Raw genomic sequence first — 24,723 nt, 5'->3', positions numbered from 1 at the left:
GGTGACCGTACCCACATCTGCGCAGGCTCAAGAGCTTAACTATGCCTTTGCCGTGCCGGAACACGCATATCCACCCCCGGTGCCCGTGCCGGTTCCCGGGTGCTGCTGCCGGGAAATGTCGGTCCTGCGCAGTAGATTGTAGTGACCCGGTTCCAGCAAAATGCCCTACCCGCTCCAGGAGACCAGAAAAGCCTTGCACCTCAAAAGCCTCACCGTCCGGGGGTTCAAGTCCTTTGCGTCCGCCACCACCTTCGACTTCGAACCCGGCGTCACCGCCGTCGTGGGTCCAAACGGATCCGGCAAGTCCAACGTGGTGGACGCCCTGGCGTGGGTCATGGGCGAGCAAGGGGCCAAAACCCTGCGCGGCGGCAAGATGGAGGACGTCATTTTTGCCGGTACGTCCGGGCGTCCGCCGCTGGGCCGCGCCCACGTTTCGCTCACCATCGACAACACCGATGGCGCACTCCCCATCGAGTACAGCGAAGTCACGATTTCCCGGACGCTGTTCAGGACGGGCGGATCCGAATATGCCATCAACGGCGCAGGCTGCCGCCTGCTGGACATTCAGGAACTGCTCTCCGATTCCGGCCTGGGCCGTGAAATGCATGTCATTGTGGGCCAAGGCCAGCTGGACCGCGTCCTGCACGCCACTCCCGAGGACCGCCGCGGCTTCATCGAGGAGGCGGCCGGGATCCTCAAGCACCGGCGCCGCAAGGAACGGACGGTACGGAAGCTTGAGGCCATGCAGGCCAACCTCCAGCGCCTGACCGACCTCACCGGCGAGATCCGGCGGCAGCTCACGCCCCTTGGGAAGCAGGCCGAGGTGGCCCGCCGAGCGCAGCGGGTCCAGTTCGACGTCCGGGACGCGCGGGCGCGCCTGCTCGCCGACGACCTGGTGCAGCTGCAGCAGGCCCTGGAGCAGGACGTGGCGGACGAAGCGGCGCTCAAGGCGCGCCGGACCGCCGTCGAACAGGAACTCGAGGCCGGGCGCAGGCAGCAGGCAGCGTTGGAGCAGCTCGCAGCCGAGGCCACGCCGCGGCTCAATGCCGCCAGGGACACCTGGTACCGGCTGTCCACGGCGCGTGAACGGCTTCGGGCGCTCGGCTCGCTTGCCACGGAACGGAGCCGCCTGCTGGGTTCCGACGATGCCGCGCCGTCTTCCGGCCGCGACCCCGAACAGCTGGAGCGCCAGGCAGCCCGGGTGAGGCAGGAACTGGCCGAACTCGAACAGGACATCCAGTCCAGGCGGAGCACCCTGGACGCGGCCAGCGCAGCGAAAGTGGAAGCGGAGCGGGCTGCGCAGGCCGAGGACCAGCGGCTCACCGCCCAGCTCCGTGCCGCGGCGGACCGGCGCGAGGGCCTGGCGCGGCTGGCCGGCCAGGTCGCGGCGGCCCGGTCCCGGGTGGAGTCCGCGCAGGCGGAACTTGGAAGGCTGCGCGAATCCCTTGCCGCCGGAACCGAACGCCGGGCCCGTGCCCAGGCCGAGTTCACGGCGCTGGAAAACCAGGTGGCCGGCGTGGAGGAGGGAGAGGAATCCCTTGACGCCGATTATGAGGCCGCCAGCGATGTCCTGGACGCCGTGCTGGGGGAGATCGCGGACCTCAAAGCCGCCGTCAACGAGGGGGTCCGCAAGCGGGACGCCCTCGCCGCGCGCCTCGATGCCCTGAAGCTCGGCCTTGACCGCAAGGACGGTGCCAGGCACGTGCTGGCGTCCGGGCTCCCCGGCGTGCAGGAAAGCCTTGCTGCCGGGATCACCGTGCAGGCCGGGTTCGAGCCGGCCATCGCCGCCGCCCTGGGGGAAGTGTCCGAGGCAGTGCTCGTCCAGGACGGGGAGGCAGCGGCCGCTGTGCTGGGACGGCTCAAGGACGACGACGCCGGGCGGGCGTCGCTGCTCCTCGCATCGGCGGCGGCACTCCACCAGGGAGATGGCCCGCACGTGACGCTGCCTGAGGGAGCGCAGTGGGCCGCCGGCCTGGTCGATGGGCCTTCGGGGCACGTCTCCCTGGTCCGGCACCTGCTGTCCCGGACCGCCGTCGTGACCGGCATCGACGCCGCGGCTGCCCTGGTTGCTGCACTGCCGGACATGACAGCGGTCACCCGCGAAGGGGACGTCTTCACCGCCGTCTCCGCCACGGGTGGCTCTGCCAAAGCGCCGTCCCTCCTTGAGGTGCAGGCGGCGGTGGACGACGCCGAGCGCGGGCTTTCGGCGGTCACGGCGGACCTGGAGCGGAACAGATTCGCCCTGGCAGCCGCGGAGGCACGGCGCACGGGAGCGCAGGAGGAGGCGGCCGCTGCGCTCGACAAGCTGCACGAATCCGATGCCCGGCTCGCTGCCGTAGCCGAACGTTTGGGCCACCTGAACTCTGTCCTGCGCAGCGCCGTTGGCGAGAGCGAACGGCTGGCAGCGTCCCTGGCACGGGCCGAAGGCAACGTCGCGGCGGAGGAGGAAGCGCTCGCCGCCGTCGCTACCCGGTTGGCCGCGGCGCAGGAAGCGCCGGTGGAAGAGGAACCGTCCACGGAGCAGCGCGACGCCCTGGCGCGTGCAGCCTCCGCCGCCCGCGCCGCCGAGGTGGAGGCACGGCTGTCCCTCCGCAGTGCCGAAGAGCAGCTGGTGGCCACCCGCAACAGGGTGGCGTCCCTGGAACGCGCCGCCGCCACGGAACGCCGCGCCCGTGAGGAGGCGGCAGAGCGCGCCCGCCGCCGCCGCATCCAGGCCCGGCGCGCGGCCGCCGTTTCCTCGGGGGTGGAACTGGCTCTTGGCTATGTGGACGTCTCCGTGGACCGTGCCCGGCACGAACGGGACCTGGCCGAGGAGAACCGCGAGCTGCGCGACCGCGGCCTGCGGGAGATTCGGGAAGCGAACGATGCCCTGGCCAGGGAGCTGGCCCAACTCACCGACAACGTGCACCGCGACGAACTCGCCCGGGCCCAGCAGCGCGCCAGGATCGAGGCGGTGGAAACCCGCTCCGTGGATGAGCTGGGCATCACCCCCGAAGCGCTGGTCACCGAATTCGGGCCGCACGTGCCGGTGCCCGTTCCGGCGGAGGAATCCGGTGACAAATGGGCGGCCCTGCGGGCCCCGGTTGACGCGGACGGGGAAGAAATCAGGGATGGCAAGCCCTATGTCCGGCAGGAGCAGGAGAAACGGCTGCGGAAGGCTGAGCGGGATCTCGCAAGCCTGGGCAAGGTCAATCCCCTGGCGCTGGAGGAGTTCGCGGCGCTGGAGGAGCGGCACCAGTTCCTCAGCACCCAGCTCGAGGACCTGAAGGCCAGCCGGCGGGATCTGCTGGACATCATCAAGGAAGTGGATGAGAGGGTCCAGCGGGTCTTTGCCGAAGCGTTCGAGGACACCCAGGCCCAGTTCGTCCGGGTTTTCGGGCGGCTCTTTCCCGGCGGCGAGGGACGCCTGGTTTTGACCGACCCGGCGGACATGCTCACCACCGGCATCGAAGTGGAGGCCCGCCCTGCGGGCAAGAAGATCAAGCGGCTGTCCCTGCTCTCCGGCGGCGAACGCTCCCTGACCGCAGTGGCGCTGCTGGTGGCCATTTTCAAGGCGCGGCCCTCGCCCTTCTACGTCATGGACGAGGTGGAGGCGGCATTGGATGACACCAACCTTGGCTTACTCATCACCATTTTCGAAGAACTCCGGGAATCGAGCCAGCTCATCGTCATTACGCACCAGAAGCGGACCATGGAAGTGGCGGACGCGCTGTACGGGGTCACCATGAGGGGCGACGGCGTCTCCACTGTCATCAGCCAGCGGTTGGGGGCCGAGGTATAGCGGCAGGTCAGCTGCCTGATGGCTGCCGGAAGCGGGCGGGCCGTTTGTGAGAAGCTAGGGGAGTGAACGACATCCTTCCCATTGTCCTGTCCATTCTTGCTGCGCTGGTGGTCATCGGCGGGCTGATTCCGGTCCTGCTCAAGACGCGGAGGAACATCACCCGCTACCCGGGCACCAGGGATGCCAACGACCCCGAAATCCGCTCCGGCGGAAGCACGGCGGTGGCGGACCGCGAGGGAACCATCGAGGGCACGGTTCCGCAGGGTGTGGACCTCGACGGGCTGGACACCACCACCGTTCCGGACAATGCGGCCGGGCTGGAAACCATTCCCGTCGAAACCCCGCTGCCCGTCGCCGGCCGCCTGGCCCGCCTGCGGGAACGGCTGGCCCGCTCCAACAACGTCATGGGCAAGGGCCTGCTGGCGCTGCTGTCCAGCGACCGGATCGACGAGAGCGTCTGGGATGAAGTGGAGGAAACCCTCCTCCTCGCGGACCTGGGCACTGAACCCACCATGCAGCTGGTGGACGCCCTCCGGGAGCGCGTCAAGGTACTGGGCACCCGCACCCCGGAACACGTCAAGACCATGCTCCGGGAAGAACTCATCAAGCTTGTGGACCCCACCATGGACCGCAGCCTCAACGTGCAGCGGCACGCCGATAAGCCCGCCGTGATGATGGTGGTGGGCGTGAACGGCGTGGGCAAGACCACCACCGTGGGCAAGCTGGCACGTGTGCTGGTGGCCGAGGACAAGGACGTCCTGCTGGGCGCCGCGGACACCTTCCGCGCCGCTGCCGCTGAGCAGCTGGCCACGTGGGGCCAGCGCGTGGGCGTTCCCACCGTGAAGTCCGACATCGACGGCGCCGACCCTGCCTCGGTTGCCTACGAGGCAGTGAAAGCCGGTATCGAGCAGGAAGTCGACGTGGTCATGATCGACACCGCCGGGCGCCTGCAGAACAAGGTGGGCCTGATGGACGAACTGGGCAAGGTCAAGCGCGTCGTGGAGAAGCTGGCCGAGGTGGACGAGGTCCTGCTGGTGCTCGATGCCACCACCGGCCAGAACGGCCTGAACCAGGCGCGGGTCTTCTCGGAGGTAGTCAACATCACCGGCATCGTCCTGACCAAGCTGGACGGAACCGCCAAGGGCGGCATCGTCGTCGCCATCCAGAAAACCCTCGGCGTGCCCGTCAAGCTCATTGGACTGGGCGAAGGCGCCGACGACCTGGCCCCCTTCGACACCGAAGGCTTTGTTGACGCCCTGCTGAACTGACCTGCAAAACTCAGCTTCTGCGGTGAGCTGTTGAATAGGCAGCTGAACCGGCCTGCTGCACGAGCCTGCCGTTGCCCGCACCACAGGCTAGCTGCCTGCGGTGCGCAGTGTCTCGCGGGTGGGCAGCCAGCCGGCGGCTGCAAGGAGCATGACCCCGCCGGTCACGCCGAAAGCCCAGCCGAACCCCAGTCCGTCGGCCAGCATCCCCGCCACGAGCGGCCCAACGATCGCTCCGACGTCGGACGTCATCTGGTACACCGCCAGAACCTTGCCTCCGGACCGCGCGTTGCCGATGACATCGGCGACGGCGGCCTGCTGGGCGGGACCGAAAAGACCGGACCCGACGCCGGCGAGCGTCGACGCTGCCAGGAACCAAGGCAGGTCTGAGGTGATGCCGATGGCTGCAGTGGACAGGGCCGCCACCAGGAGGCCGGAGATCATCATGGGCTTTCGCCCCACCGAGTCCGCCAGCCGTCCCGAGAAAGTCAAGGCAGCGGCATTGCCGGCAGCGAACACTGCCAATGCCAGGCCGGCGGCCTGCGGGCCTGCTCCGAAGGCCGCCGCAGCGAACAGCGGCACCGTTGCCATCCGGACGCCAAAGGTAGCCCACCCGTTGGCAAAGCTGGAGACCAGGGCGGACCTGTAGGTTCCCACAGCCAGCGCTTCGCCAAAGCGCATGTCCGGGGCGCGGTCCTGTACTTCGGCGCCTCCCCGGCGCTGGTGGCTCAGCTGGGTCTGGACGACGAACGCGGCCACAAGCAGCGCAGCGGCATAGGCAAGGAACGGGACCCGCAGGCCCAGTCCCGCCAGCAGGCCGCCCACAATCGGCCCGCACACATTTCCGATCAGGAAGGCCGATGCGTAGGCTCCGGAAACCCTGCCCCTGCTCTTGGGCGGCGCCAGCCGCACCACCAGGGCCATTGACGCCACCGTGAACATCACAGACCCGGCCCCGCCCAGCCCGCGGAAAAGCAGCAGCTGCCAGTAGTCCTGGGCGAAGGCGCACGCCGCAGTGGACAGCGCCACGATCAGCAGCCCGGCGACATAGATGGGACGTTCCCCGCGCCTGCCGATCAGGGCGCCGCCGGCAGGGGCGAACGCCAGGCGCATGAAGGCGAAGATGGCCACGATAACGGCGGCCTCAGTGTTCCCCACCCCGAAGGTTGTTGCGAACTGCGGCAATACCGGCGCAACAAGCCCGAAGCCAAGCGCGATCAGGAACGCCGCGGCCAGCATCACCTTGATGTCGCGGGGGAGTTTCTCCCGCTGCGGCCTCAGCCGGGCCAAAAACCTCGAAGTGGCGCCGCTTGCGCGGGGTGGTGCCGTCATGGTGCAGGAGTCCTTGCTGGAAAGGGAGCCGGGTGGCTGCGCGGGTGCGGAAACATAACCGTAACAAGGCGGATATGCACCATTTACTTCCTAGAGGTTGTTGTAACAGGCCGGCAATCTAAATCCTCCGCGGGCGAAACACGCCGCCCACACACTCATTACAGGACGCAAAAAGGCGTTGGCAGGCGGAGTATTCCGCAAGATTCGATGAGAGAGGACGTGCACCATGGAACTTACCGCAGGTCACGTTTGGGTCATGGTAGCGGCAGCTCTCGTGCTGTTCATGACACCCGGTCTGGCATTTTTCTACGGCGGCATGACCCGCGCCAAGGCAGCCCTGAACATGATGATGATGAGCTTCATCTCCATCGGCATGGTGGGCGTCGTCTGGGTCCTGTGGGGCGCCTCCATGAGCTCCGGGGAAGGGTTCATGGAAATTGTGGGCAACCCGTTCGCCATATTCGGCCTTGAGGGGATCAACACCCCCGACGGCCTGATCAAGGTGGGCTACGCAGCCACCTTCGCCATCATCACCGTGGCACTGATCAGCGGGGCCATCGCCGACCGCGCCAAGTTCGGCGCCTGGTCCGTGTTCGTTCCCGTCTGGGTCACGCTGGTGTACTGCCCGCTGGCCTACATGGTGTGGGGCGGCGGCCTCTTCGGCCCCGAAGGCGCCATCGGCAAGGCCCTCGGCCCGGCCATCGACTTCGCCGGCGGCACCGTGGTCCACATCAATGCGGGTGTTGCCGCGCTGATCCTGGTCCTGATCATCGGCAACCGCAAGGGCTTCGGCAAGGACCCCAACCACCGCCCGCACAACATCCCGTTCGTCATGCTCGGCGCAGCCATCCTCTGGTTCGGCTGGTTCGGCTTCAACGGCGGCGCGGCCACCACTGCCGAACAGGGCGGCCTCATCTGGATCAACACCCTCGCAGCCCCCGCAGCAGCTATGCTCGGCTGGCTCGTCACCGAACGCATCCGCGACGGACACCCCACCTCGCTCGGTGCCGCGTCCGGCGTCGTGGCCGGCCTCGTGGCCATCACCCCCGCCTGCGCCAACGTCAGCCCGGTCGGTGCCCTTGGCCTCGGCGTGGTCGCCGGTGTCGCCTCAGCCCTCGCCGTTGGCCTGAAGTTCCGCTGGGGCTTCGATGACTCCCTGGACGTCGTCGGCGTCCACCTCGTCTCCGGCATCATCGGCACCGTGGCCCTGGGCTTCATCGCACTGCCCACCGACGGTGTTGGCGGCGGCCTCTTCTACGGCGGCGGACTCACCCAGCTGTGGGCGCAGCTCGCGGCAGCCGGAATCGCCATTGCCTACTCAGCGGTCCTGACGTCCATCATTGCGCTGGCCATCCACAAGACCATGGGCTTCCGGGTCTCGCAGGAACAGGAAACGGTGGGTGTGGACCTCAGCCTGCACGCCGAGACTGCCTACGAGTTCGGTCTCAGCGGCCACGGTGGAAGCTTCCAGCCGCTGCACGACATGATCACCGGCAAGGGCCAGGGCGAGACGGTCCAGGCAGCATCCGGTGCGCAAAAGGCACAGCAGGCAACAGGTAAGGAAAGCGTGGGGGCATGAAACTGATCACTGCAATCGTCAGGCCGGAAAAGCTCGAAGCCATCAGGGAGGGCCTGGAAGCCTACGGCGTGCAGGGCCTGACCGTCAGCGCGGCAAGCGGGTACGGCCGGCAGCGCGGCTACACCGAGGTCTACCGCGGAGCGGAATACAACGTGGACCTCCTGCCAAAGATCCGGGTGGAAGTCCTGGCCACGGACGAACAGGCCGACGACATTCTGGACGTGATCATTGCCAGTTCCAACACCGGCCGGGCCGGGGACGGCAAGGTCTGGACCATGGACGTCCATGAGGCAGTGCGCGTCCGGACCGGGGAACGCGGAGTGGCCGCCATCTAGGCGGGCGGCACGGTCCCCAGCAGGGCAACAACTGAAGACTGATGCAGGACGGGCGGGAACCGAAAGGTTCCCGCCCGTCCTGTCTGCCGTGAAAGCTCAGTCCTTGTGCCGGTTGGTGGGCCACGACGCCGGGCTTACCGATCCGGCGTCGTACTCCTCCAAGGGAACTTTGCCCTGTTCCCAGGCCTTGAGCACGGGCTCGACAATCCGCCAGCAGTCCTCGGCAGTGTCGCTTCGGACGGACAGCAGCGGGTCGCCGGTCAGGACACCTTCCAGCACTTCACCGTAGGGCAGGAGCTCGGAGGCGCTCAGTTCCGCTTCCAGGGTGACCCGGCCCAGGCTGAAGATGTTTCCGGGACCGTTGACGTCGACGTCGAACTCCAGCGTGTCCGGACCAAAGCCGATCCGCAGCTGGTTGGGGGAGTCCACCCCGGTAAAGCCCTGCGGGAGGTGGGGCACCGGAAGGAAGGTGACCACCGCTTCCTTCCGCTTGTCGCCCAGGGCCTTGCCAGAACGGAGGATGAAGGGGACGCCCCGCCAGCGCCAGTTGTCGATGTCCACCTGGATCTCGGCGAGGGTTTCCGTGCCCCGCGCAGGATCCACCCCGTCCTCCTTCGCATAGTCCGGCACCTCCTTGCCTGCCACCGAACCCGCCGTGTAGCGGGCCCGCCGCGTTGAGTCGGTGAAGGGGGCCCTGACGCTGCTGGCGCGGAGGACGGCGGAGACCGCGTCCCGGAGGTCGCGCTCGCCGATGGTGGCAGGCGGTTCAATCGCCATGATGGCCATGACCTGCAGGAGGTGGCTCTGGATCATGTCACGGAGCGCGCCGGCGCCGTCGTAGTAGCGGGCACGGCCTTCCAGCGCCAGGTCCTCGTCGAAGAAGATCTCCACCTTTTCCACGTGCTGCCTGTTCCAGACGGGTTCAAGGAAGTTGTTGGCGAACCGCAGTCCCAGGATGTTCAGGACCGTGGCCTTGCCCAAAAAGTGGTCCACCCGGTGGATGTGGTCCTCCGGGACGAGGCGGCTCAGGGTCCGGTTCAGGGAACGGGCCGACTCCTCACTGGAGCCGAACGGCTTCTCCATCACCAGGCGGGTGCCTTCCGGCACCTCCGCAGGCTGGAGCGTCTCGCAGGCCAGTTGGCTGATCCGGGGCGGAAGGGCGAAGTAGACGGCCACCGGGCCCTGCAGCCCGGCGAGCAGGGCAGCAAGGGCACCCTTGGCCGTGACGTCCACCTGGTGGTAGTCCGTCTCCTTCTGCATGGCCTCCAGGGCGTCTTTCCCCGGCTGGTCTGCTGTGCCGGCCGCCGCGGCAAAGGACGACTCCACCCGCTCCCGCCACTGTTCCGGTGTCCACGGATCCGAACCCGCGCCCACCAGGCTGAGGCCCTCCGCCCGGCCTGCCGCAACAAGGCGGGCGAGGCCCGGCAGGAGGAGTCGGCCGGTGAGGTCGCCCGAGGCGCCGAGGATGAGCAGGGTCTTGACAGTTGTTTGGCTCGTCATTTTGCCAGCATGCCATCTACCGTGCCTGACTTGATACCCTAGATAGTCGAGTCCCGATCATCTCCTGAAAGAAGTTCACGGCGCGTGTTCAATTCACTCTCTGACCGGTTGACAGCAACCTTCAAGAATCTCCGCGGCAAGGGCCGCCTGACGGAGGCCGATGTTGATGCCACTGTCCGCGAGATCCGCCGTGCCCTTTTGGACGCCGACGTCGCCGTTCCGGTGGTCCGGGAGTTCACCGGGCGGGTCCGCGAACGGGCGCTGGGCGCCGAGGTATCGGCTGCGCTGAACCCGAGCCAGCAGATCGTCAAGATCGTCAACGAGGAACTCCAGGAGATCCTCGGCGGCGAGACCCGCAGGATCCGGCTGGCAAAGAACGGCCCCACGGTCATCATGCTCGCCGGCCTCCAGGGCGCGGGCAAGACCACCCTCGCCGGCAAGCTGTCGAAGTGGCTGAAGGCCCAGGGCCACAGCCCCATACTGGTGGCCTGCGACCTCCAGCGCCCCAATGCTGTCACCCAGCTCCAGGTGGTGGGCCAGCGCGCCAATGTGCCGGTCTTCGCCCCGCACCCCGGAGCCACCTCCACCGAGCTGGACCAGCCCGCCGGTGACCCGGTCGCCGTCGCCCGTGCCGGCGTCGAGGAAGCCCGCCAGAAGCTGCACGACGTCGTCATCGTCGACACCGCCGGACGCCTCGGCGTGGACGCCGGCATGATGGAGCAGGCCCGCCAGATCCGCCGCGCCATCGTGCCCAACGAAGTCCTGTTCGTGATCGACTCCATGATCGGCCAGGACGCCGTCAACACGGCGCTTGCCTTCGATGAAGGCGTCAACTTCACTGGCATCGTGCTGTCCAAGCTCGACGGCGACGCCCGGGGTGGTGCCGCGCTCTCCGTCGCGTCGGTCACCGGCAAGCCCGTCATGTTCGCTTCCACCGGTGAAGGCCTGGACGACTTCGAGCTGTTCCACCCGGACCGGATGGCCTCGCGCATCCTGGACATGGGTGACATCCTCACGCTCATCGAGCAGGCCGAAAAGGCCTGGGACAAAGACGAAGCTGCCCGCATGGCGAAGAAGTTCGCCGACCAGGAAGACTTCACCCTCGAAGACTTCCTGGCCCAGATGCAGCAGATCCGCAACATGGGCTCCATGAAGAAGATGCTCATGATGATGCCGGGCGCGCAGAACATCCGGCAGCAGCTGGAACAGTTCGACGAGCGGGAGATCGACCGCGTCGAGGCGATCGTCCGGTCCATGACCCCCCACGAGCGGCTGGCCCCCAAGATCATCAACGGCTCACGCCGCGCCCGCATCGCCCGTGGTTCCGGTGTCCACGTCTCCGAGGTCAACGGCCTGCTGGAGCGCTTCGCCCAGGCCCAGAAGATGATGAAGAAGATGGCCCAGGGCGGCATGCCGGGAATGCCCGGGATGCCCGGCCTGCCCGGAGCCGGCGGCGGTGCGCGCAAGAACGCCAAGAACGCGCCGAAGAAAAAGCCAAAGTCCGGAAACCCGGCGAAGGCTGCGCAGGAGCGTAAGGAAGCCGAAGCCCGCCGTGCCAACGCTGCCAAGGCGCTGCCCACAGGAGCGGCCTTCGGCCAGCAGGGCGGCGACTTCGACCCGTCCCAGCTGAACCTTCCCAAGGGCTTCGACAAGTTCATGGGCAAGTAGCAGTTCCCCAACATCGGGAAGCGCCAGGTGACGTTTTGACTGCTCAAGACGACACCTGGCGCTTTTTCGTTGGGATGTCGGCACCGTGGAATAGGGTTGGGACATGTTCAAGCAGAGGGTAGTGTTCGTGCACGGCGCCGGTACCTTTGGCGCCGCCGCATGGCCCCGCCAGCACGGCATGGCACTGGCCTATGATGCCCTGTTCCTCCGCAGGCACGGCTACGATTCCGCCGCGGAGCCGCTGGAATCCTCCTTCACGGAAGACACCGCGATCATCCTGGGGTCGCTTGCCGACGATGGCCGCGGGGCCGCCGGCGGACATGTGGTGGCACACTCCCAGGGGGCGATCCCCGCCATGATGGCCGCGGTGGAACGTCCGGACCTGGTCTTTTCGCTGACCCTGGTGGAGCCGGCCTGCCTGTCGCTGACGGCGGAGCTGCTTACCACGGCCGCGCACATCAGCCTGATGCAGCCGCTTTTCGACGTCCGCCACCAGCTCAGTGACGAGGACTTCCAGCGCGAATTCGTCCGCCGCGTCTACGCCACCGACCTCCAGCAGCTTACCACCATCGAGGAAAAACGCTCCGCCCGCAGGCTCAGGCTCCAGGCGCCATCCTGGGAGGCGCCGCTGCATATTGTTCCCGGTGTCCCCACGCTGGTCCTGACTGGTGGCTGGGAGCCGCTTTACGAGGAAATTGCCGGGTACCTCAGGGAGACCGGTGCCCTGCACCGCGTTGCCGCGGGAGGGCACCGGCCCCAGGACTCCCTGGACGGGGACCGGGTCATCCGCCAGTTCATCAGCGGGGTCAGCCGGAGCCAGCCCGCCCGGGCGTCCTAGCTGCCGGCAGCGACCGTCGGCTCCGGCAGGTACACCTTGCCGCCCTTGGCCAGGAACTCCTGGCTCTTCTCCCGCATGCCGGAGGCCATGTCCGCCAGTGCCGCCTGCGAGTCTGCCGACCCGTATTCGTCACGGATATCCTGGCTGATCCGCATGGAGCAGAACTTGGGCCCGCACATGGAACAGAAGTGCGCCGTCTTGGCTGGTTCAGCGGGAAGCGTCTCGTCGTGGAACGCCTCCGCGGTCACAGGATCCAGGGACAGGGCGAACTGGTCGCGCCAGCGGAATTCGAACCGTGCCTTGGACAGGGCATCGTCCCGTTCGTGCGCCCCCGTGTGGCCCTTGGCCAGGTCCGCCGCGTGCGCCGCGATCTTGTAGGTGATGACACCCGTCTTGACGTCGTCCTTGTTGGGCAGCCCCAGATGTTCCTTTGGTGTGACGTAGCAGAGCATGGCTGTCCCGTACCGGGCAATCTCGGTGGCGCCGATTGCCGACGTGATGTGGTCGTAGCCGGGAGCGATGTCGGTGACCAGCGGGCCCAGGGTATAGAAGGGCGCACCCTTGCACAGCTCCTGCTGCCGTTCCACGTTCTCACGGACCAGGTGGAAGGGAACGTGGCCCGGCCCCTCCACCATCACCTGGACGTCATACTCCCAGGCCCGCTGCGTCAGCTCGGCGAGCGTGTCCAGCTCCGCGAACTGCGCGGCGTCGTTGGCGTCCGCCGTGGAACCGGGGCGGAGGCCGTCACCCAGCGAGAAGGCGACGTCGTATTTGGCGAAGATTTCGCACAGCTCATCGAAGTGCGTGTACAGGAAGTTCTCCTGGTGGTGGGCCAGGCACCAGCCCGCCATGATGGAGCCACCGCGCGAGACAATGCCGGTGACGCGGTTGGCGGTCAGCGGAACATAGCGGAGCAGCACGCCAGCGTGGATGGTCATGTAGTCCACACCCTGTTCGCACTGTTCGATCACCGTGTCCCGGAAGATCTCCCAGGTGAGGGCGTTGGCCTCGCCGTTGACCTTTTCCAGCGCCTGGTAGATCGGCACCGTCCCGATCGGCACGGGGGAGTTGCGGATGATCCACTCCCGCGTGGTGTGGATGTCGTCGCCGGTGGAGAGGTCCATGACGGTGTCGGCACCCCACTGGGTGGCCCACTGCAGCTTGTCCACCTCCTCCGCGATGGAGCTCGTCACCGCGGAGTTGCCAATGTTCGCGTTGATTTTCACCAGGAAAGCCTTGCCAATGATCATCGGCTCGGATTCCGGATGGTTGATGTTGTTCGGGATGATGGCCCTGCCGGCAGCAACCTCGCTGCGGACCAGCTCAACGTCGCAGTTTTCGCGCAGCGCCACGAACCGCATTTCCTGAGTGACGATTCCCTGCCGGGCATAGTGCATCTGCGTCACCGTCCGGCCGTCGACGGCGCGGCGGGGCACCGGCTGTGCGCCCTTCCACTCCGCGGAGGCGGCGCCGCGGCGTACGGCCGACCGGCCGTCATCGAGCAGGTTGCGCTCCCGGCCGCCGTAGGGCTCGGTGTCCCCGCGCGCCGCGATCCACTCTGCGCGGAAGGGCTGCAGCCCGCGGACGGGGTCGCTGCCGGGCCCCGCAGTCCGGTAAGTCCGGAAGGGTGCGTTCGGCTGGCCGTTGGGTGACGGTTCAAGGGCAATTTCCGTCACAGGTACCCGGATCCCGGACGCCTCATCCGCAAGGTAGGCGAGGGAATGGGACTTCAGGGACTGGGTCACGGGCTGTTCCGATGCGTCGCCGGGCTCCCCGGCGGACGGCAGCAGGGCAGGGTTCAACTGGGTGTTTTGCGTACTCAAGGGAATACTCACTTCCTTCGCCGGCATTACCCGGACAGGTTCAACGGTCGCAGGCTGCGTCAGCCCGATCTCAGCCCCTGCAAGGGCACCCGTGTGGTCAGGAACGAAGCTACCACAGGCCCCTGAACCGGGCTTGTCATAATTGCGGTGCTAGCCTGACCGGGCATCGAAAGGAGCGCCATGGCAGACATCATCCACTTCCGTGGACCCGTCCTGACCGCACCGGACCGGGTGCGGCATGGACTTTGGTCGGTGGACGGAAGGCTCACGTTCAACAAGCCGGACACTCCTCCCGGCCGGATACTCGACGGCTGGGTCCTGCCGGGCTTCGTGGACGCCCACTGCCACATCGGCCTGGGCCCCGCAGGCCCTGTGGAGCCCGCAGCCGCCAGGGACCAGGCGCAGGCGGACCTCAACGCCGGAACCCTCCTGGTCCGGGACGCCGGCTCGCCGGCGGATACCCGCTGGATGCAGGGTGGCAGGGACTTCCCGGTGTTGATCCGTGCCGGGCGCCATATCGCCCGGACGCGCCGCTACCTGCGGGGCTTCGCTGAGGAAGTTGAACCGGACGGCCTCGTGGAGGCCGTCCGCAAGCAGGCGCGCGACGGCGACGGCTGGGTCAAGCTGGTGGGGCGACTGGATTGACCGCAGCGCCGGCGACCTGGCGCCGTCGTTTCCCGCCGCCGTCGTACGCGATGCCGTCCAGGCGGCGCACGACGAAGGCGCCCGGGTGACGGCGCACTGCTTCGCCGAAGACACCCTGGACCAGGTGCTGGACGCCGGCATTGACTGCGTCGAGCACGCCACCGGGCTCCTGCCCCGCCACCTGCCCCGGTTCGTGGAGCAGGGCGTACCGATCGTGCCCACGCTCATCAATATCGCCACCTTCCCCGACATTGCTGCGCAGGCGGATCCCAAGTTCCCACGCTATGCCGCGCACATGCGCGCCCTGTGGGAACGCAGGCTCGAGCGGGTGGCGGAAGCCCATGCCGCGGGCGTGCGCATCTTTGCCGGTACCGACGCCGGCAGCGTGATCCGGCACGGCAGGATCACGGACGAAATCCTGGCCCTGCACGGCGCCGGCCTGCCCATGGACGCGGCCCTCGACTCCGCCTGCTGGGCAGCACGAACGTGGCTGGGAGCGCACGGAGTGGAGGAAGGGGCCCGCGCCGACGTCGTCGTATGCCGGGAAGACCCGCGGGCGGTACCGGAGACCATTCATGCGCTGGAGCACGTGGTGCTGGGCGGGCGGATCATTCGCTGACAAACGGCTCGCAGGGACTTGGAATAAATTGAAGCTTCAAGTAATTTTAAGAGGTGACAGGCCGCCAATGGGACGGCCGCCAATGCTAGGAGCGTTCAATGACCGCATCAGCCAGCAGCCAGGATCTTCTTCCTGCCGACCTCGCCATGGGCACCGTGATGCTCAAGGTGGGCGACATGAAGGTCATGACCGACTACTACCAGCGTGCGCTGGGCCTTGAGGTGGTGGCCGAGCAGGACGGCGGGCTCTACCTTGGCCGCCTGGGCAGGCCGTTGGTCCACCTCGCGCTACCCCGGACTGCACCTTCCCGGCAGGGGAGAAGCAGGCCTGTTCCACACTGCGCTGCTTTTCGAGGACCAGGCTTCCCTCGCCGCCACCGTCGCTACTGCTGCCCAGTACGAGCCGCGGGCCTTCACGGGCAGTGCCGACCACCTGGTCAGTGAAGCGTTCTACTTCACCGACCCCGAGGGCAACGGCATCGAGCTGTACTGGGACCGCCCCCGCAGCAACTGGTCCTGGAATGGGACCGACGTGGTCATGGACAGCCTGGCGCTCCCGCCGCAGCGCTACCTTGAGCAGTACCTCACCGAGGAGTCCCTGGAGGGCCAGCGGCAGACGGCGGCCGGCGTAGGCCACGTCCACCTCCAGGTTGGCGATGTGCAGACCGCCCGCGACTTCTATGTGGGGACGCTCGGTTTCGAAAAGACCGCAGGTTGGCACGGGCAGGCGCTTTTCGTCTCCGCAGGCCGCTACCACCACCACATGGCCATGAACGTCTGGAACAGCCGCGGCGCTACCGCGCAAGGACACCCTTGGGCTGGGCGAGGTGCTCATCGAGGTACCTTCCGGCGACGACGTCGGGGCGCTGACCGACCGCCTGAAGGTTGCCGGGGTGCCCGCCCACCACACCGGTGCGGAGCTCCGGTTCGAGGACCCGTGGCGGAACCGGATCCGCGTCGCCGTCCGCTGATTGATCCCGCTCCGGGCGGCACTGAGCGGGAGGCCCGCGGGTGTGCGCCACCGCCCCGCAGCTACTAGGCTGATTCCGTACGGCCGGGCGGCAGGCAGCGCCCGGCGCGCAGCTCCGCCAACGGAAGAAGGGCACCAGCCATGGGCTTCACCGAGATCTTTGTCGCCACCCATGACGCCGCGCTGAAACGCGCCGACCTCCTTGATGAAGGACGCAGCTCCGGGGACGGTGCTGCTGCCAGCCAGGCGGTGCGGATCCAGGGCATCAGCGACTTCGAGGTGGAGCAACTCGGTGATCTCGCCGGGACGGCCGTCCATGCGGGGCCGATTATGAGCTGACCATGGTCGATGTCGCCAGCGACTCCTCCTTGCCGTTCCGCTACCATGGTCCGGGCCCTTGCTGACTTGCTCACCTATGAAACCGAGGGTGAAGGCAACGTCCTTGATGACGTGGCGGAGCAATGGGCCGCCCAGGAGGACATGCCGTTTGGTGCCGCCCAGGCGCGGGCGTACGTGCAGCAGCTGGCGGAACTTGCTGCCGGAATCGACGATTCCGAACGGACCGGACTGTACGTCTGGTCCGCCTGACCCGTCCCCGCCCGTTCGTGGAACCTTCCGGCGGCCCGCCGGCAGTCTTCGGGCTGCCTGCTGCGCCACGGACTGCAGCGCCAAGTCGAAATAACAGCGCTCATCTGGCACAATAAACAGGTACTCGATCTGCGTGGCCCCTCTCTCCGCGTCCGGATCCTGTCCTTCGAGCCCGCAAGTATGGCCCGCCCCACGGGTGCAGAAAGCCGGGTTCACCCCTTTTCTGAAACAGGAGTGACCACAAAAGTGGCCGTAAAGATTCGCCTTAAGCGCTTCGGCAAGATGCGCGCCCCGTACTACCGCATCGTCGTCGCGGACTCACGCACCAAGCGTGACGGCCGCGCCATCGAGGAGATCGGCAAGTACCACCCCACCGAAGAGCCCTCGTACATCGAGGTCAACTCCGAGCGTGCACAGTACTGGCTCTCCGTCGGCGCACAGCCGTCCGAGCAGGTTGCCGCGATCCTGAAGATCACCGGTGACTGGCAGAAGTTCAAGGGCCTGCCGGGCCAGGAAGGCACCCTCAAGACCAAGGTCTCGAAGGAAGCCTTCGTTGCCCCGGAAAAGGGCTCGGTCATCATCCCGGAAGCCATCACCAAGAAGGCTTCCAAGTCTGACGCTGCCGAGGCCCCGGCGGACGCCGAAGCTGAGACCACCGAGGCTGAGTAGATTGCTGGCAGAAGCGCTGGAGCACCTGGTCCGCGGAATCGTTGATTCCCCGGACGACGTCAAGGTCAGTTCCAAGAGCAACCGCCGCGGGGACACCCTCGAGGTGCGCGTTCACCAGGACGACCTCGGACGGGTGATCGGCCGCCAGGGCCGCACCGCGCGCGCTCTGCGCACCGTGGTGGCTGCACTGGCCGGCGGCGAACCGGTACGGGTCGACGTCGTCGACACCGACCGTCGCCGCTGAGCGCTCGGCAATACCAGTTTTTGCTCCGGCCCCTCCACCACAGGTGGAGGGGCCGGAGTTCTTTCACAACAAAGTGCTTTCAGCAGAAACACCCCAACGCGGAACAGAGGAACAGATGCAGCTTCAGGTGGCACGGATTGGCAAGCCGCACGGCATTCGCGGGGAAGTCACCGTCCAGGTGCTGACCGACGCCCCGGAGGACCGGTTTGTCCCCGGCACGGAGTTCGTGGTTGAGCCTGCCACGGCAGGGCCCCTGACCGTCAGCAGTGCCCGGTGGAACAAGGACATCCTGCTGCTCGGTTTCGAGGAAGTGGCGGACCGGAACCAGGCCGAGACCCTCCGCGGAGCCAAGCTCTTCATTGAAACCGAAGAGCTGGACGAGGACGACGACGAGGGCTGGTACGAGCATGAACTGGTCGGCCTGGAAGCCCGGGTCGGGTCGCAGGTGGTGGGCAAGGTGACAGCCCTGAACACGATGCCGGTCCAGGACCTGCTGGTGGTCACCACCCCGGGCGGCGACGAGATCCTCATCCCGTTCGTGGAGCAGATCGTCCCCGAGGTGAACATCGAGGAAGGATTCATCCTCCTCACCCCGCCGGACGGCCTCTTCGACATCAACTCGGACGAAGCCGCCGCCCGGGAAGCCGAAGGCAACGCCTAGATGCGGATCGACGTCGTCAGTATCTTCCCCGAATACCTCGCGCCGCTCGAACTTTCACTGATCGGCAAGGCCCGCCAGGACGGCATCCTGGACCTGCATGTCCACGACCTGCGCAACTTCACCACGGACAAGCACCGTTCCGTCGACGACACCCCGTACGGCGGCGGCGCCGGCATGGTCATGAAGCCCGAGCCCTGGGCGCAGGCCCTCTCGGCAGTTGCCGGGGGACGTCCGGACCCGGACCGCAAGCCCGTGCTGATCGTCCCTTCGCCACGAGCGGTTCACCCAGGCCCTCGCCTACGAACTGGCCGAGGAGCAGCACCTCGCGTTTGCGTGCGGACGGTACGAGGGCATCGACGAGCGGGTCATCGAATGGGCGCAGGAGCACTTCACTGTCCGTCCGGTGAGCCTGGGCGACTACGTCCTCAACGGCGGGGAAGTGGCCGTCCTGGCCATGGTGGAGGCCATTGGCCGGCTGCTGCCCGGGGTGGTGGGAAATCCCGAGTCGCTGGTGGAGGAATCCCACTCTGACGGGCTGCTGGAGTACCCGGTCTACACCAAGCCCTCCGTCTGGCGGGACCGCGAAGTGCCCCCGGTCCTCCTCAGCGGCAACCACGGCCGGATCGCCCAGTGGCGCCGCCACGAACAGTACCGCCGGACTGCGGAGCGCCGTCCGGACCTGCTGGAAGGGTTCGACGCCGGCAGCCTCCCGCGTGCCGACCGCACCGAACTGCACAACCTGGGCTACGACGTCGTGGACGGCAGGCTTGCCCGCCGCCCCGGGACGGCAGCTGAACAGCAGGACTAGCGCCGCCGGAATTGGCGTAACCCTGCCGTTGTGGCAAAATTAACCCTTGTGTCTGCTGGGTCCGCACCTGCCACAGGGGGTTGCGCGGCCAACAGCCGGACAACCGGCCCCATCAACCCTTGAAGCGGCCGGGACTTTACTTCGGCGGAGAGACCCGGCCTGCATTCCAGCAGCCCGACTTGCCTGCCGTGACCCAAAGTGAATGACCTGTGGCGTTCACCAGGAGTGCAATCATGCATATTCTCGATTCCGTCGATGCAGCCTCGCTGCGCAACGATGTTCCCGACTTCCGCGCGGGTGACACCCTCAAGGTGCACGTGAACATCATCGAAGGCAAGAACACCCGTGTCCAGGTCTTCCAGGGCTTCGTCCTGGGCCGCCAGGGTGACGGCGTGCGCGAAACCTTCACCGTCCGCAAGGTTTCCTTCGGTGTCGGCGTGGAGCGTACCTTCCCGGTGCACTCCCCGATCATCGAAAAGATCGAGGTTGTCACCAAGGGTGACGTCCGCCGCGCCAAGCTGTACTACATGCGTGCACTGCGTGGCAAGGCCGCCAAGATCAAGGAAAAGCGCGACTTCAGCTCCGCCAAGTAAGTCCTTACCGGACTTACCGCCAGGCAGGAGCGCGGCCGTACCCGGCAAGCGCCGGAGCAATGCACCAGCGCCAGGATACGGACCATGCACCAGACAAAACGCCAGCCCCGCAAAACGGGCTGGCGTTTTGTTTTTCTGGCGCTGCTCCTTGCCGTTGCCATCAGCGGGTTGGTGAGGTCCCTGTGGCTCGATGTGTACTTCATACCGTCCGAGTCCATGGAGCCGCTCCTGGAAGGCGGGGACCGGATCCTGGTCTCACGCACCGGCTTCCAGTCCGAGCCCATCCGGCATGGGGACGTTGTGGTCTTCGACGGTCGTGGCAGCTTTGCACCCCTGAACAGTGGCAAGGGCCCACTGGTGGACGCCGCAGCCTCGGCGATGCAATGGCTCGGGCTGACCGGCAGCGACACCACCTACGTCAAGCGGGTGATCGGCCTCCCCGGTGACACCGTGGTCTGCTGCGACGCCGGCGGGAAGGTCACTGTCAACGGGGCTGCGCTGGATGAGCCCTACATCTTCCCGGGGGATGCGCCGAGTACGCAGAAGTTCAACACGGTGGTTCCCGAGGGCAGGCTGTGGCTGATGGGGGACCATCGTTCGGTGTCCGCCGATTCACGGAGCCTGCTCGGCGCCCCCGGCGGCGGACTCGTCCCCCTGGACCGGGTCATCGGCAGGCCGGTCCAGATCCTCTGGCCGCTTGATAGATTTGCCCCAGTAGCACGGCCGCCCGTACCGGGGCCGACAACACAGAACGGACGGTAAATGCCCGAGAACCACGCGCGGAAACCTGAGCCCCGCCATGACGGCGCTTCAGAGGTACCGGCCGTTCCAGTTTCCTCCACGCCCGCTGAGGGTCCGGAGGCGTCAGAACCCGTCCACAGGCGGAACCGGCAGGGGTCCAAAGCTGCCGGGAAGTCCGCCGGCAATCCCTTGCTGGGATGGCTGAAGGAAATTGCCACCGTGGTGGTCATCGCGGTGGTGTTGTCCTTCCTCATCAAGACCTTCCTGTTCCGGGCCTTCTTCATCCCCTCCGAGTCCATGGTGAACACCCTGGACGTGGATGACCGGATCTTCGTCAACCTCCTGGTCCCCGAGCCCTTTGCCCTGAGCCGGGGGGACGTTGTGGTGTTCCGTGACACCAAGGGCTGGCTCGGTCCCGCCCCGGCCAAGGCACAGGGCCCCTTCACCTGGGTCCAGGACGGCCTGACGTTCGTAGGCCTCCTGCCGGACAATTCAGAGCAGCACCTGGTCAAGCGGGTCATCGGACTGCCGGGCGACCACGTGGTCTGCTGTGACGCGGGCGGTAAACTGACCATTAACGGGACCGCCGTCGACGAGACCTACATCAATCCCGCCGAAGTCCCGCAGGTCCGCAACTTTGACGTCACCGTCCCGGAGGGCAAGGTGTGGGTGATGGGTGATAACCGGAACCACTCCGCGGATTCCCGCGCGCACATGGAGACCGACGGTGGGTTCGTCGACCTCAAGGATCTCGAGGGCAAGGCTGCAATCATCGCCTGGCCACTGAACAGGATCAAGACGCTGGACAACTACCCGGACGTCTTCAAGAACGTCCCGGCGGCCCGCTGACCATGTCTTCCGCAGTACAGGCCTCCCCGGCCCCCGCGGCCCGTCCCGCCACCAAGCCCACGCCCCGCGGAGCCAAGGCGCCAACGTTGCGGCACGAGCGAACCTTCAAGGCCCAGGGGATACGGTTCCTGGCCGGCGTTGACGAGGTTGGCCGCGGTGCCCTCGCGGGCCCTGTCAGCGTGGGAATCGCCGTCGTGGACCTGGAGCGCCAAAAACCGCTTGCAGGCGTGCGGGACAGCAAACTCCTGAGCCCGGCTGAACGGGAACGGCTGGATCCGCTGGTGCGGCGCTGGAGCGTCGCATCCGCGGTGGGGCACGCCACCGCCGGCGAGATCGATGCGCTCGGCATCATCGCGGCCCTGCGGCTGGCCGGAACCCGGGCCTGGGGGAGCATCCTCGGCGCAGGCATTGTCCCGGAAGCGGTCCTGCTGGATGGAAGCCACAACTGGCTTTCCCCGGCGGAGCAGCTGTCCCTGTTCGACCAGCCCGTGCTGGAGACCACGTGCGAGGCCCCGGTCCACACCAAGGTAAAGGCCGACATGCAGTGCCTGAGCGTGGCCGCCGCAAGCGTCATCGCCAAGGTGGAGCGGGACCGGATGATGCGCGAACTGCACACCGAGTATCCCGACTACGGCTGGGACATCAACAAGGGTTATGCCACGGCAGCCCATCGGAACGTGCTTCGCGCAGCGGGACCCACCCCCTACCACCGGGTCAGCTGGCGGCTGCTCGGTGGGGAACTGCAGGGGGCGGAGGTCCCCGACGGGGATGGGCCGTACGAAGACTGACTCCTGCCGCCCGGCGCCAGCCGTGCCGGACATGGTGCAAGATGGAAGCATGAGTGCTGAGGATCTTGAGAACTATGAAACCGACATGGAGCTTCAGCTCTATCGTGAATACCGCGACGTCGTCGGCCTGTTCAGCTACGTTGTCGAGACCGAGCGGCGCTTCTACCTGGCCAACCACGTGGACCTCCAGGCCCGCAGCGCTGACGGCGAGGTCTACTTCGACCTGACGCTTCAGGATGCCTGGGTCTGGGACGTCTACCGTTCCGCCCGGTTCGTCAAGAGCGTCAGGGTCCTGACCTTCAAGGACGTCAACGTCGAGGAGCTGCCCCGCAACGAGGAGCTGGCGTTGCCCAAGGACGTGGACCTGGGGAACTAGAAACCCCGGAATTCACCACTTTCCCTCCACACCGGCCCCTGTCCACATAGGACAGGGGCCTTCTATTCTCCGCGCGTATCCGCCGCCAGGCTGGTTGCGGAGGTAGAAATGAAATCGAAAGACCTGTTGGGCAGGCACGGCGAAGACCTCGCCGTGGGCTACCTTGAATCGCTGGGCATGCTGGTGGTGGAGCGCAACTGGAGGTGCGCCGAGGGCGAGATCGACATCGTTGCCCTGGACGGTGATGCACTGGTCATCGCTGAAGTCAAAACCCGCCGCTCCCTGGATTACGGCCACCCGTTTGAGGCGGTGGGCCCGGAAAAACTGGCCCGGCTGCACCGGCTTGGCGCTGCCTGGTGCCGCGACCGCGAGCTGCGGATGCCGCTGCGGCGTGTGGACGTTATCGCAGTCTTGGACGACGGCGGCGGGGAACCCCTGGTGGAACACCTCAAGGGGGTTGGGTGATGGCGCTGGGCCGGACTTATTCCGTCGCCCTCGTGGGGCTCAATGGCTACATGGTTGAGGTCGAGGCGGACATCGGCCAGACGCTGCCGGCTTTCGTCCTCCTGGGATTGCCGGATGCCTCCCTCAACGAGGCCAAGGAGCGGATCCGCTCAGCCGCAAAGAACTCCGGGATCCCGCTCAGCCGCCGGAAGATCACCGCCAACCTCATTCCCGCGTCGCTTCCCAAGCGCGGTTCCGGCTTCGACCTCGCCGTCACCATGGCCGTACTCCGGGCGGCGAACGACATCAAGCCCACGGGGCGCACGGTCTTCATCGCGGAGCTGGGGCTTGACGGCAGGCTCCGGCCCGTGCGCGGAATCCTGCTTACCGTCATGGCGTCGGTGCAGGCCGGCTATCCCGAGGTCGTGGTGGCCCAGGCCAATCTCGCCGAGGCCTCCCTCGTCCCGGGCGCCGTGGTGCGCGGATACCGCACGCTTGCCCGGCTTGCCCTCGACTTCGGGGCAGATCCGCAGGAACTCGCCCTGGATTTCGAACCCGATGACGCGGATGAGGCCGGCGACGGGCCCTCTCTACCCGCCGCGTGTCCCGACATGGCAGATGTCTCCGGCCAAAGTGACGCCCGCAAGGCCCTGGAGGTGGCCGCCGCGGGTGCCCACCATCTGCTGCTCACCGGGCCGCCGGGCGCCGGCAAGACGATGCTGGCGGAGCGGCTGCCCGGTCTTTTGCCCGACCTTGGCGACCATGAGTCCATGGAGGTCACGGCTATCCATTCGCTGTGCGGCCTCCCGTCGTCCACCGTACAGCTCCTGCGCCGGCCGCCCTTTGAGAACCCGCACCACTCCGCTACCGCCGCAGCCATCATCGGCGGCGGATCGGGCCTGCCCAGGCCCGGAGCGGCATCCCGGGCACACCGGGGCGTGCTCTTCCTGGACGAGGCGCCGGAATACGAACGGCGCGTCCTGGACGCGCTGCGGCAGCCCCTGGAGAGCGGGGAACTGGTGATTCACCGATCCGCCGGGACTGCGGCGTACCCGGCACGGTTTCAGCTGGTGCTTGCGGCCAATCCCTGCCCGTGCGGCAAGGCCTCCGGCAAAGGACTGGACTGCACCTGCACTCCCGTGATGCGCCGCCGCTACCTTGCCAGGATGTCCGGGCCCCTGCTGGACCGGGTGGACATCCAGCTCCAGGTGGAGCGGGTTTCCCTGGCTGACTTCGGCCAGGCAGGGGCCGAAGAGGACACCGCGTCCGTGGCGGGCCGGGTACGGGAGGCCCGGGGCCGGCAGGCCGAACGCCTTCAGCGCTTTGGCCTCGAGACGAACTCGCAGGTGCCCGGACGGATCCTGCGCGGGGACCTGCGGCTCGCTCCCGCAGCAACCCGGATCCTGGACCAGTCGCTGGAGCGCGGAGTCCTGACTGCCCGCGGGTACGACCGTGTCCTTCGGCTCGCCTGGACCCTGGCGGACCTGGGGCGCCGCCACGCGCCTGACACCAACGACATCGGGCAGGCACTGGGCCTCCGGCAGGCTGCGGCGGCCGCAGCATGACAGCCGGGCAGGAACGGAACGGACTAATGGAACTGCGGGTGGA

At 67.1% G+C, this 24,723-nt stretch carries 19 protein-coding genes, 4 pseudogenes and 1 riboswitch; of the genes and pseudogenes, 20 read left to right on the top strand and 3 right to left on the bottom strand.

Translation table 11 applies throughout. From position 1 onward, the window contains the following. Positions 1-193 precede the first annotated feature (193 nt). Positions 194-3,781: a chromosome segregation protein SMC gene (gene smc / locus NMQ03_RS12775; RefSeq protein WP_255172507.1), complete on the top strand. Its 3,588-nt coding sequence runs from the start codon at positions 194-196 to the stop codon at positions 3,779-3,781. Positions 3,782-3,843: 62 nt separating this feature from the next. Next, positions 3,844-5,049, top strand: a complete 1,206-nt coding sequence (ftsY, locus tag NMQ03_RS12770; protein WP_255172506.1) for a signal recognition particle-docking protein FtsY — start codon at positions 3,844-3,846, stop codon at positions 5,047-5,049. Between the two features lie 87 nt (positions 5,050-5,136). On the opposite strand, the gene NMQ03_RS12765 is transcribed toward ftsY, so the two are convergent. Next, complete coding sequence (locus tag NMQ03_RS12765) at positions 5,137-6,378, bottom strand: MFS transporter (RefSeq protein ID WP_255172505.1); 1,242 nt, start codon at positions 6,376-6,378, stop codon at positions 5,137-5,139. Positions 6,379-6,604: 226 nt separating this feature from the next. Between NMQ03_RS12765 and NMQ03_RS12760 the strand changes: the two genes are divergently transcribed. Both NMQ03_RS12760 and NMQ03_RS12755 read left to right on the top strand, forming a co-directional pair. Further along, positions 6,605-7,957 carry an ammonium transporter gene (locus NMQ03_RS12760; RefSeq protein ID WP_255172504.1) on the top strand — a complete coding sequence of 451 codons (1,353 nt, stop codon included), beginning with the start codon at positions 6,605-6,607 and terminating at the stop codon, positions 7,955-7,957. Then, positions 7,954-8,292: a P-II family nitrogen regulator gene (locus NMQ03_RS12755; RefSeq protein WP_159631736.1), complete on the top strand. Its 339-nt coding sequence runs from the start codon at positions 7,954-7,956 to the stop codon at positions 8,290-8,292. Before NMQ03_RS12760 ends, NMQ03_RS12755 begins: the two co-directional genes overlap by 4 nt. A gap of 96 nt (positions 8,293-8,388) precedes the next feature. On the opposite strand, the gene NMQ03_RS12750 is transcribed toward NMQ03_RS12755, so the two are convergent. Beyond that, positions 8,389-9,792, bottom strand: a complete 1,404-nt coding sequence (locus NMQ03_RS12750) for a glucose-6-phosphate dehydrogenase (protein WP_255172503.1) — start codon at positions 9,790-9,792, stop codon at positions 8,389-8,391. A gap of 84 nt (positions 9,793-9,876) precedes the next feature. Between NMQ03_RS12750 and ffh the strand changes: the two genes are divergently transcribed. Together ffh and NMQ03_RS12740 are read left to right on the top strand one after the other, a co-directional pair. After that, positions 9,877-11,460, top strand: a complete 1,584-nt coding sequence (ffh, locus tag NMQ03_RS12745; protein ID WP_255172502.1) for a signal recognition particle protein — start codon at positions 9,877-9,879, stop codon at positions 11,458-11,460. Positions 11,461-11,563: 103 nt separating this feature from the next. After that, a complete protein-coding gene (locus tag NMQ03_RS12740; protein ID WP_255172501.1) occupies positions 11,564-12,298 on the top strand; it encodes an alpha/beta hydrolase in 735 nt (244 codons plus the stop codon). Here the strand turns inward: NMQ03_RS12740 and thiC are convergent. Next, entirely contained in the window at positions 12,295-14,100 is a 1,806-nt protein-coding gene (thiC, locus tag NMQ03_RS12735; protein ID WP_303695381.1) for a phosphomethylpyrimidine synthase ThiC, read from the bottom strand. The two genes, NMQ03_RS12740 and thiC, sit on opposite strands and share 4 nt — an antisense overlap. 16 nt (positions 14,101-14,116) lie before the next feature. Further along, a riboswitch (TPP riboswitch) is annotated at positions 14,117-14,224 on the bottom strand. Positions 14,225-14,301: 77 nt separating this feature from the next. Between thiC and NMQ03_RS12730 the strand changes: the two are divergent. The 14 genes and pseudogenes from NMQ03_RS12730 to NMQ03_RS12665 all read left to right on the top strand — a co-directional run bounded on the left by NMQ03_RS12730 (position 14,302) and on the right by NMQ03_RS12665 (position 24,680). Then, positions 14,302-15,385 (top strand): annotated as a pseudogene (locus tag NMQ03_RS12730) (amidohydrolase family protein). 146 nt (positions 15,386-15,531) lie between these two features. Next, positions 15,532-16,355: pseudogene (locus NMQ03_RS12725) on the top strand (VOC family protein). A 140-nt stretch (positions 16,356-16,495) separates the two neighbouring features. After that, a pseudogene (locus tag NMQ03_RS12720) lies at positions 16,496-16,942 on the top strand (hypothetical protein). A 246-nt stretch (positions 16,943-17,188) separates the two neighbouring features. Beyond that, complete coding sequence (rpsP, locus tag NMQ03_RS12715) at positions 17,189-17,611, top strand: 30S ribosomal protein S16 (protein WP_255172500.1); 423 nt, start codon at positions 17,189-17,191, stop codon at positions 17,609-17,611. A gap of 1 nt (position 17,612) precedes the next feature. Next, positions 17,613-17,855 (top strand): RNA-binding protein, encoded by a 243-nt coding sequence (locus tag NMQ03_RS12710; protein ID WP_013601399.1) that lies wholly within the window; start codon positions 17,613-17,615, stop codon positions 17,853-17,855. A 115-nt stretch (positions 17,856-17,970) separates the two neighbouring features. Continuing rightward, positions 17,971-18,516: a ribosome maturation factor RimM gene (rimM, locus tag NMQ03_RS12705; RefSeq protein ID WP_255172499.1), complete on the top strand. Its 546-nt coding sequence runs from the start codon at positions 17,971-17,973 to the stop codon at positions 18,514-18,516. Beyond that, positions 18,517-19,324: pseudogene (gene trmD / locus NMQ03_RS12700) on the top strand (tRNA (guanosine(37)-N1)-methyltransferase TrmD). A gap of 233 nt (positions 19,325-19,557) precedes the next feature. Continuing rightward, positions 19,558-19,917: a 50S ribosomal protein L19 gene (rplS, locus tag NMQ03_RS12695; RefSeq protein ID WP_255172498.1), complete on the top strand. Its 360-nt coding sequence runs from the start codon at positions 19,558-19,560 to the stop codon at positions 19,915-19,917. A gap of 84 nt (positions 19,918-20,001) precedes the next feature. Next, positions 20,002-20,679, top strand: coding sequence for a signal peptidase I (gene lepB, locus NMQ03_RS12690; protein WP_255172497.1), 678 nt, complete (start codon positions 20,002-20,004; stop codon positions 20,677-20,679). Then, complete coding sequence (lepB, locus tag NMQ03_RS12685) at positions 20,680-21,507, top strand: signal peptidase I (protein WP_255172496.1); 828 nt, start codon at positions 20,680-20,682, stop codon at positions 21,505-21,507. It begins immediately after the preceding gene. Between the two features lie 2 nt (positions 21,508-21,509). Then, complete coding sequence (locus NMQ03_RS12680; protein ID WP_255172495.1) at positions 21,510-22,295, top strand: ribonuclease HII; 786 nt, start codon at positions 21,510-21,512, stop codon at positions 22,293-22,295. Positions 22,296-22,344: 49 nt separating this feature from the next. Beyond that, complete coding sequence (locus NMQ03_RS12675) at positions 22,345-22,671, top strand: DUF2469 domain-containing protein (protein ID WP_056335405.1); 327 nt, start codon at positions 22,345-22,347, stop codon at positions 22,669-22,671. 108 nt (positions 22,672-22,779) lie between these two features. Beyond that, on the top strand, positions 22,780-23,136 hold the full coding sequence (locus NMQ03_RS12670; RefSeq protein WP_255172494.1) for a YraN family protein: 357 nt from the start codon (positions 22,780-22,782) through the stop codon (positions 23,134-23,136). Continuing rightward, positions 23,136-24,680, top strand: coding sequence for a YifB family Mg chelatase-like AAA ATPase (locus tag NMQ03_RS12665; RefSeq protein WP_255175603.1), 1,545 nt, complete (start codon positions 23,136-23,138; stop codon positions 24,678-24,680). Before NMQ03_RS12670 ends, NMQ03_RS12665 begins: the two co-directional genes overlap by 1 nt. Positions 24,681-24,723: the final 43 nt, after the last annotated feature.

Source organism: Arthrobacter sp. DNA4 (genome assembly GCF_024362385.1).
In the GTDB taxonomy this organism is placed as follows: domain Bacteria; phylum Actinomycetota; class Actinomycetes; order Actinomycetales; family Micrococcaceae; genus Arthrobacter.
This window is presented reverse-complemented; position numbering and strand designations above follow the sequence as displayed.

What these genes read in the sequence shown, in the direction of transcription:
- NMQ03_RS12765 (WP_255172505.1), bottom strand. Translation starts at nt 6,378, where the DNA reads ATGACGGCACCACCCCGCGCAAGCGGCGCCACTTCGAGGTTTTTGGCC.
- NMQ03_RS12760 (WP_255172504.1), top strand. Translation starts at nt 6,605, where the DNA reads ATGGAACTTACCGCAGGTCACGTTTGGGTCATGGTAGCGGCAGCTCTC.
- NMQ03_RS12755 (WP_159631736.1), top strand. Translation starts at nt 7,954, where the DNA reads ATGAAACTGATCACTGCAATCGTCAGGCCGGAAAAGCTCGAAGCCATC.
- NMQ03_RS12750 (WP_255172503.1), bottom strand. Translation starts at nt 9,792, where the DNA reads ATGACGAGCCAAACAACTGTCAAGACCCTGCTCATCCTCGGCGCCTCG.
- NMQ03_RS12740 (WP_255172501.1), top strand. Translation starts at nt 11,564, where the DNA reads ATGTTCAAGCAGAGGGTAGTGTTCGTGCACGGCGCCGGTACCTTTGGC.
- rimM (WP_255172499.1), top strand. Translation starts at nt 17,971, where the DNA reads ATGCAGCTTCAGGTGGCACGGATTGGCAAGCCGCACGGCATTCGCGGG.
- rplS (WP_255172498.1), top strand. Translation starts at nt 19,558, where the DNA reads ATGCATATTCTCGATTCCGTCGATGCAGCCTCGCTGCGCAACGATGTT.
- lepB (WP_255172497.1), top strand. Translation starts at nt 20,002, where the DNA reads ATGCACCAGACAAAACGCCAGCCCCGCAAAACGGGCTGGCGTTTTGTT.
- lepB (WP_255172496.1), top strand. Translation starts at nt 20,680, where the DNA reads ATGCCCGAGAACCACGCGCGGAAACCTGAGCCCCGCCATGACGGCGCT.
- NMQ03_RS12680 (WP_255172495.1), top strand. Translation starts at nt 21,510, where the DNA reads ATGTCTTCCGCAGTACAGGCCTCCCCGGCCCCCGCGGCCCGTCCCGCC.
- NMQ03_RS12675 (WP_056335405.1), top strand. Translation starts at nt 22,345, where the DNA reads ATGAGTGCTGAGGATCTTGAGAACTATGAAACCGACATGGAGCTTCAG.
- NMQ03_RS12670 (WP_255172494.1), top strand. Translation starts at nt 22,780, where the DNA reads ATGAAATCGAAAGACCTGTTGGGCAGGCACGGCGAAGACCTCGCCGTG.
- NMQ03_RS12665 (WP_255175603.1), top strand. Translation starts at nt 23,136, where the DNA reads ATGGCGCTGGGCCGGACTTATTCCGTCGCCCTCGTGGGGCTCAATGGC.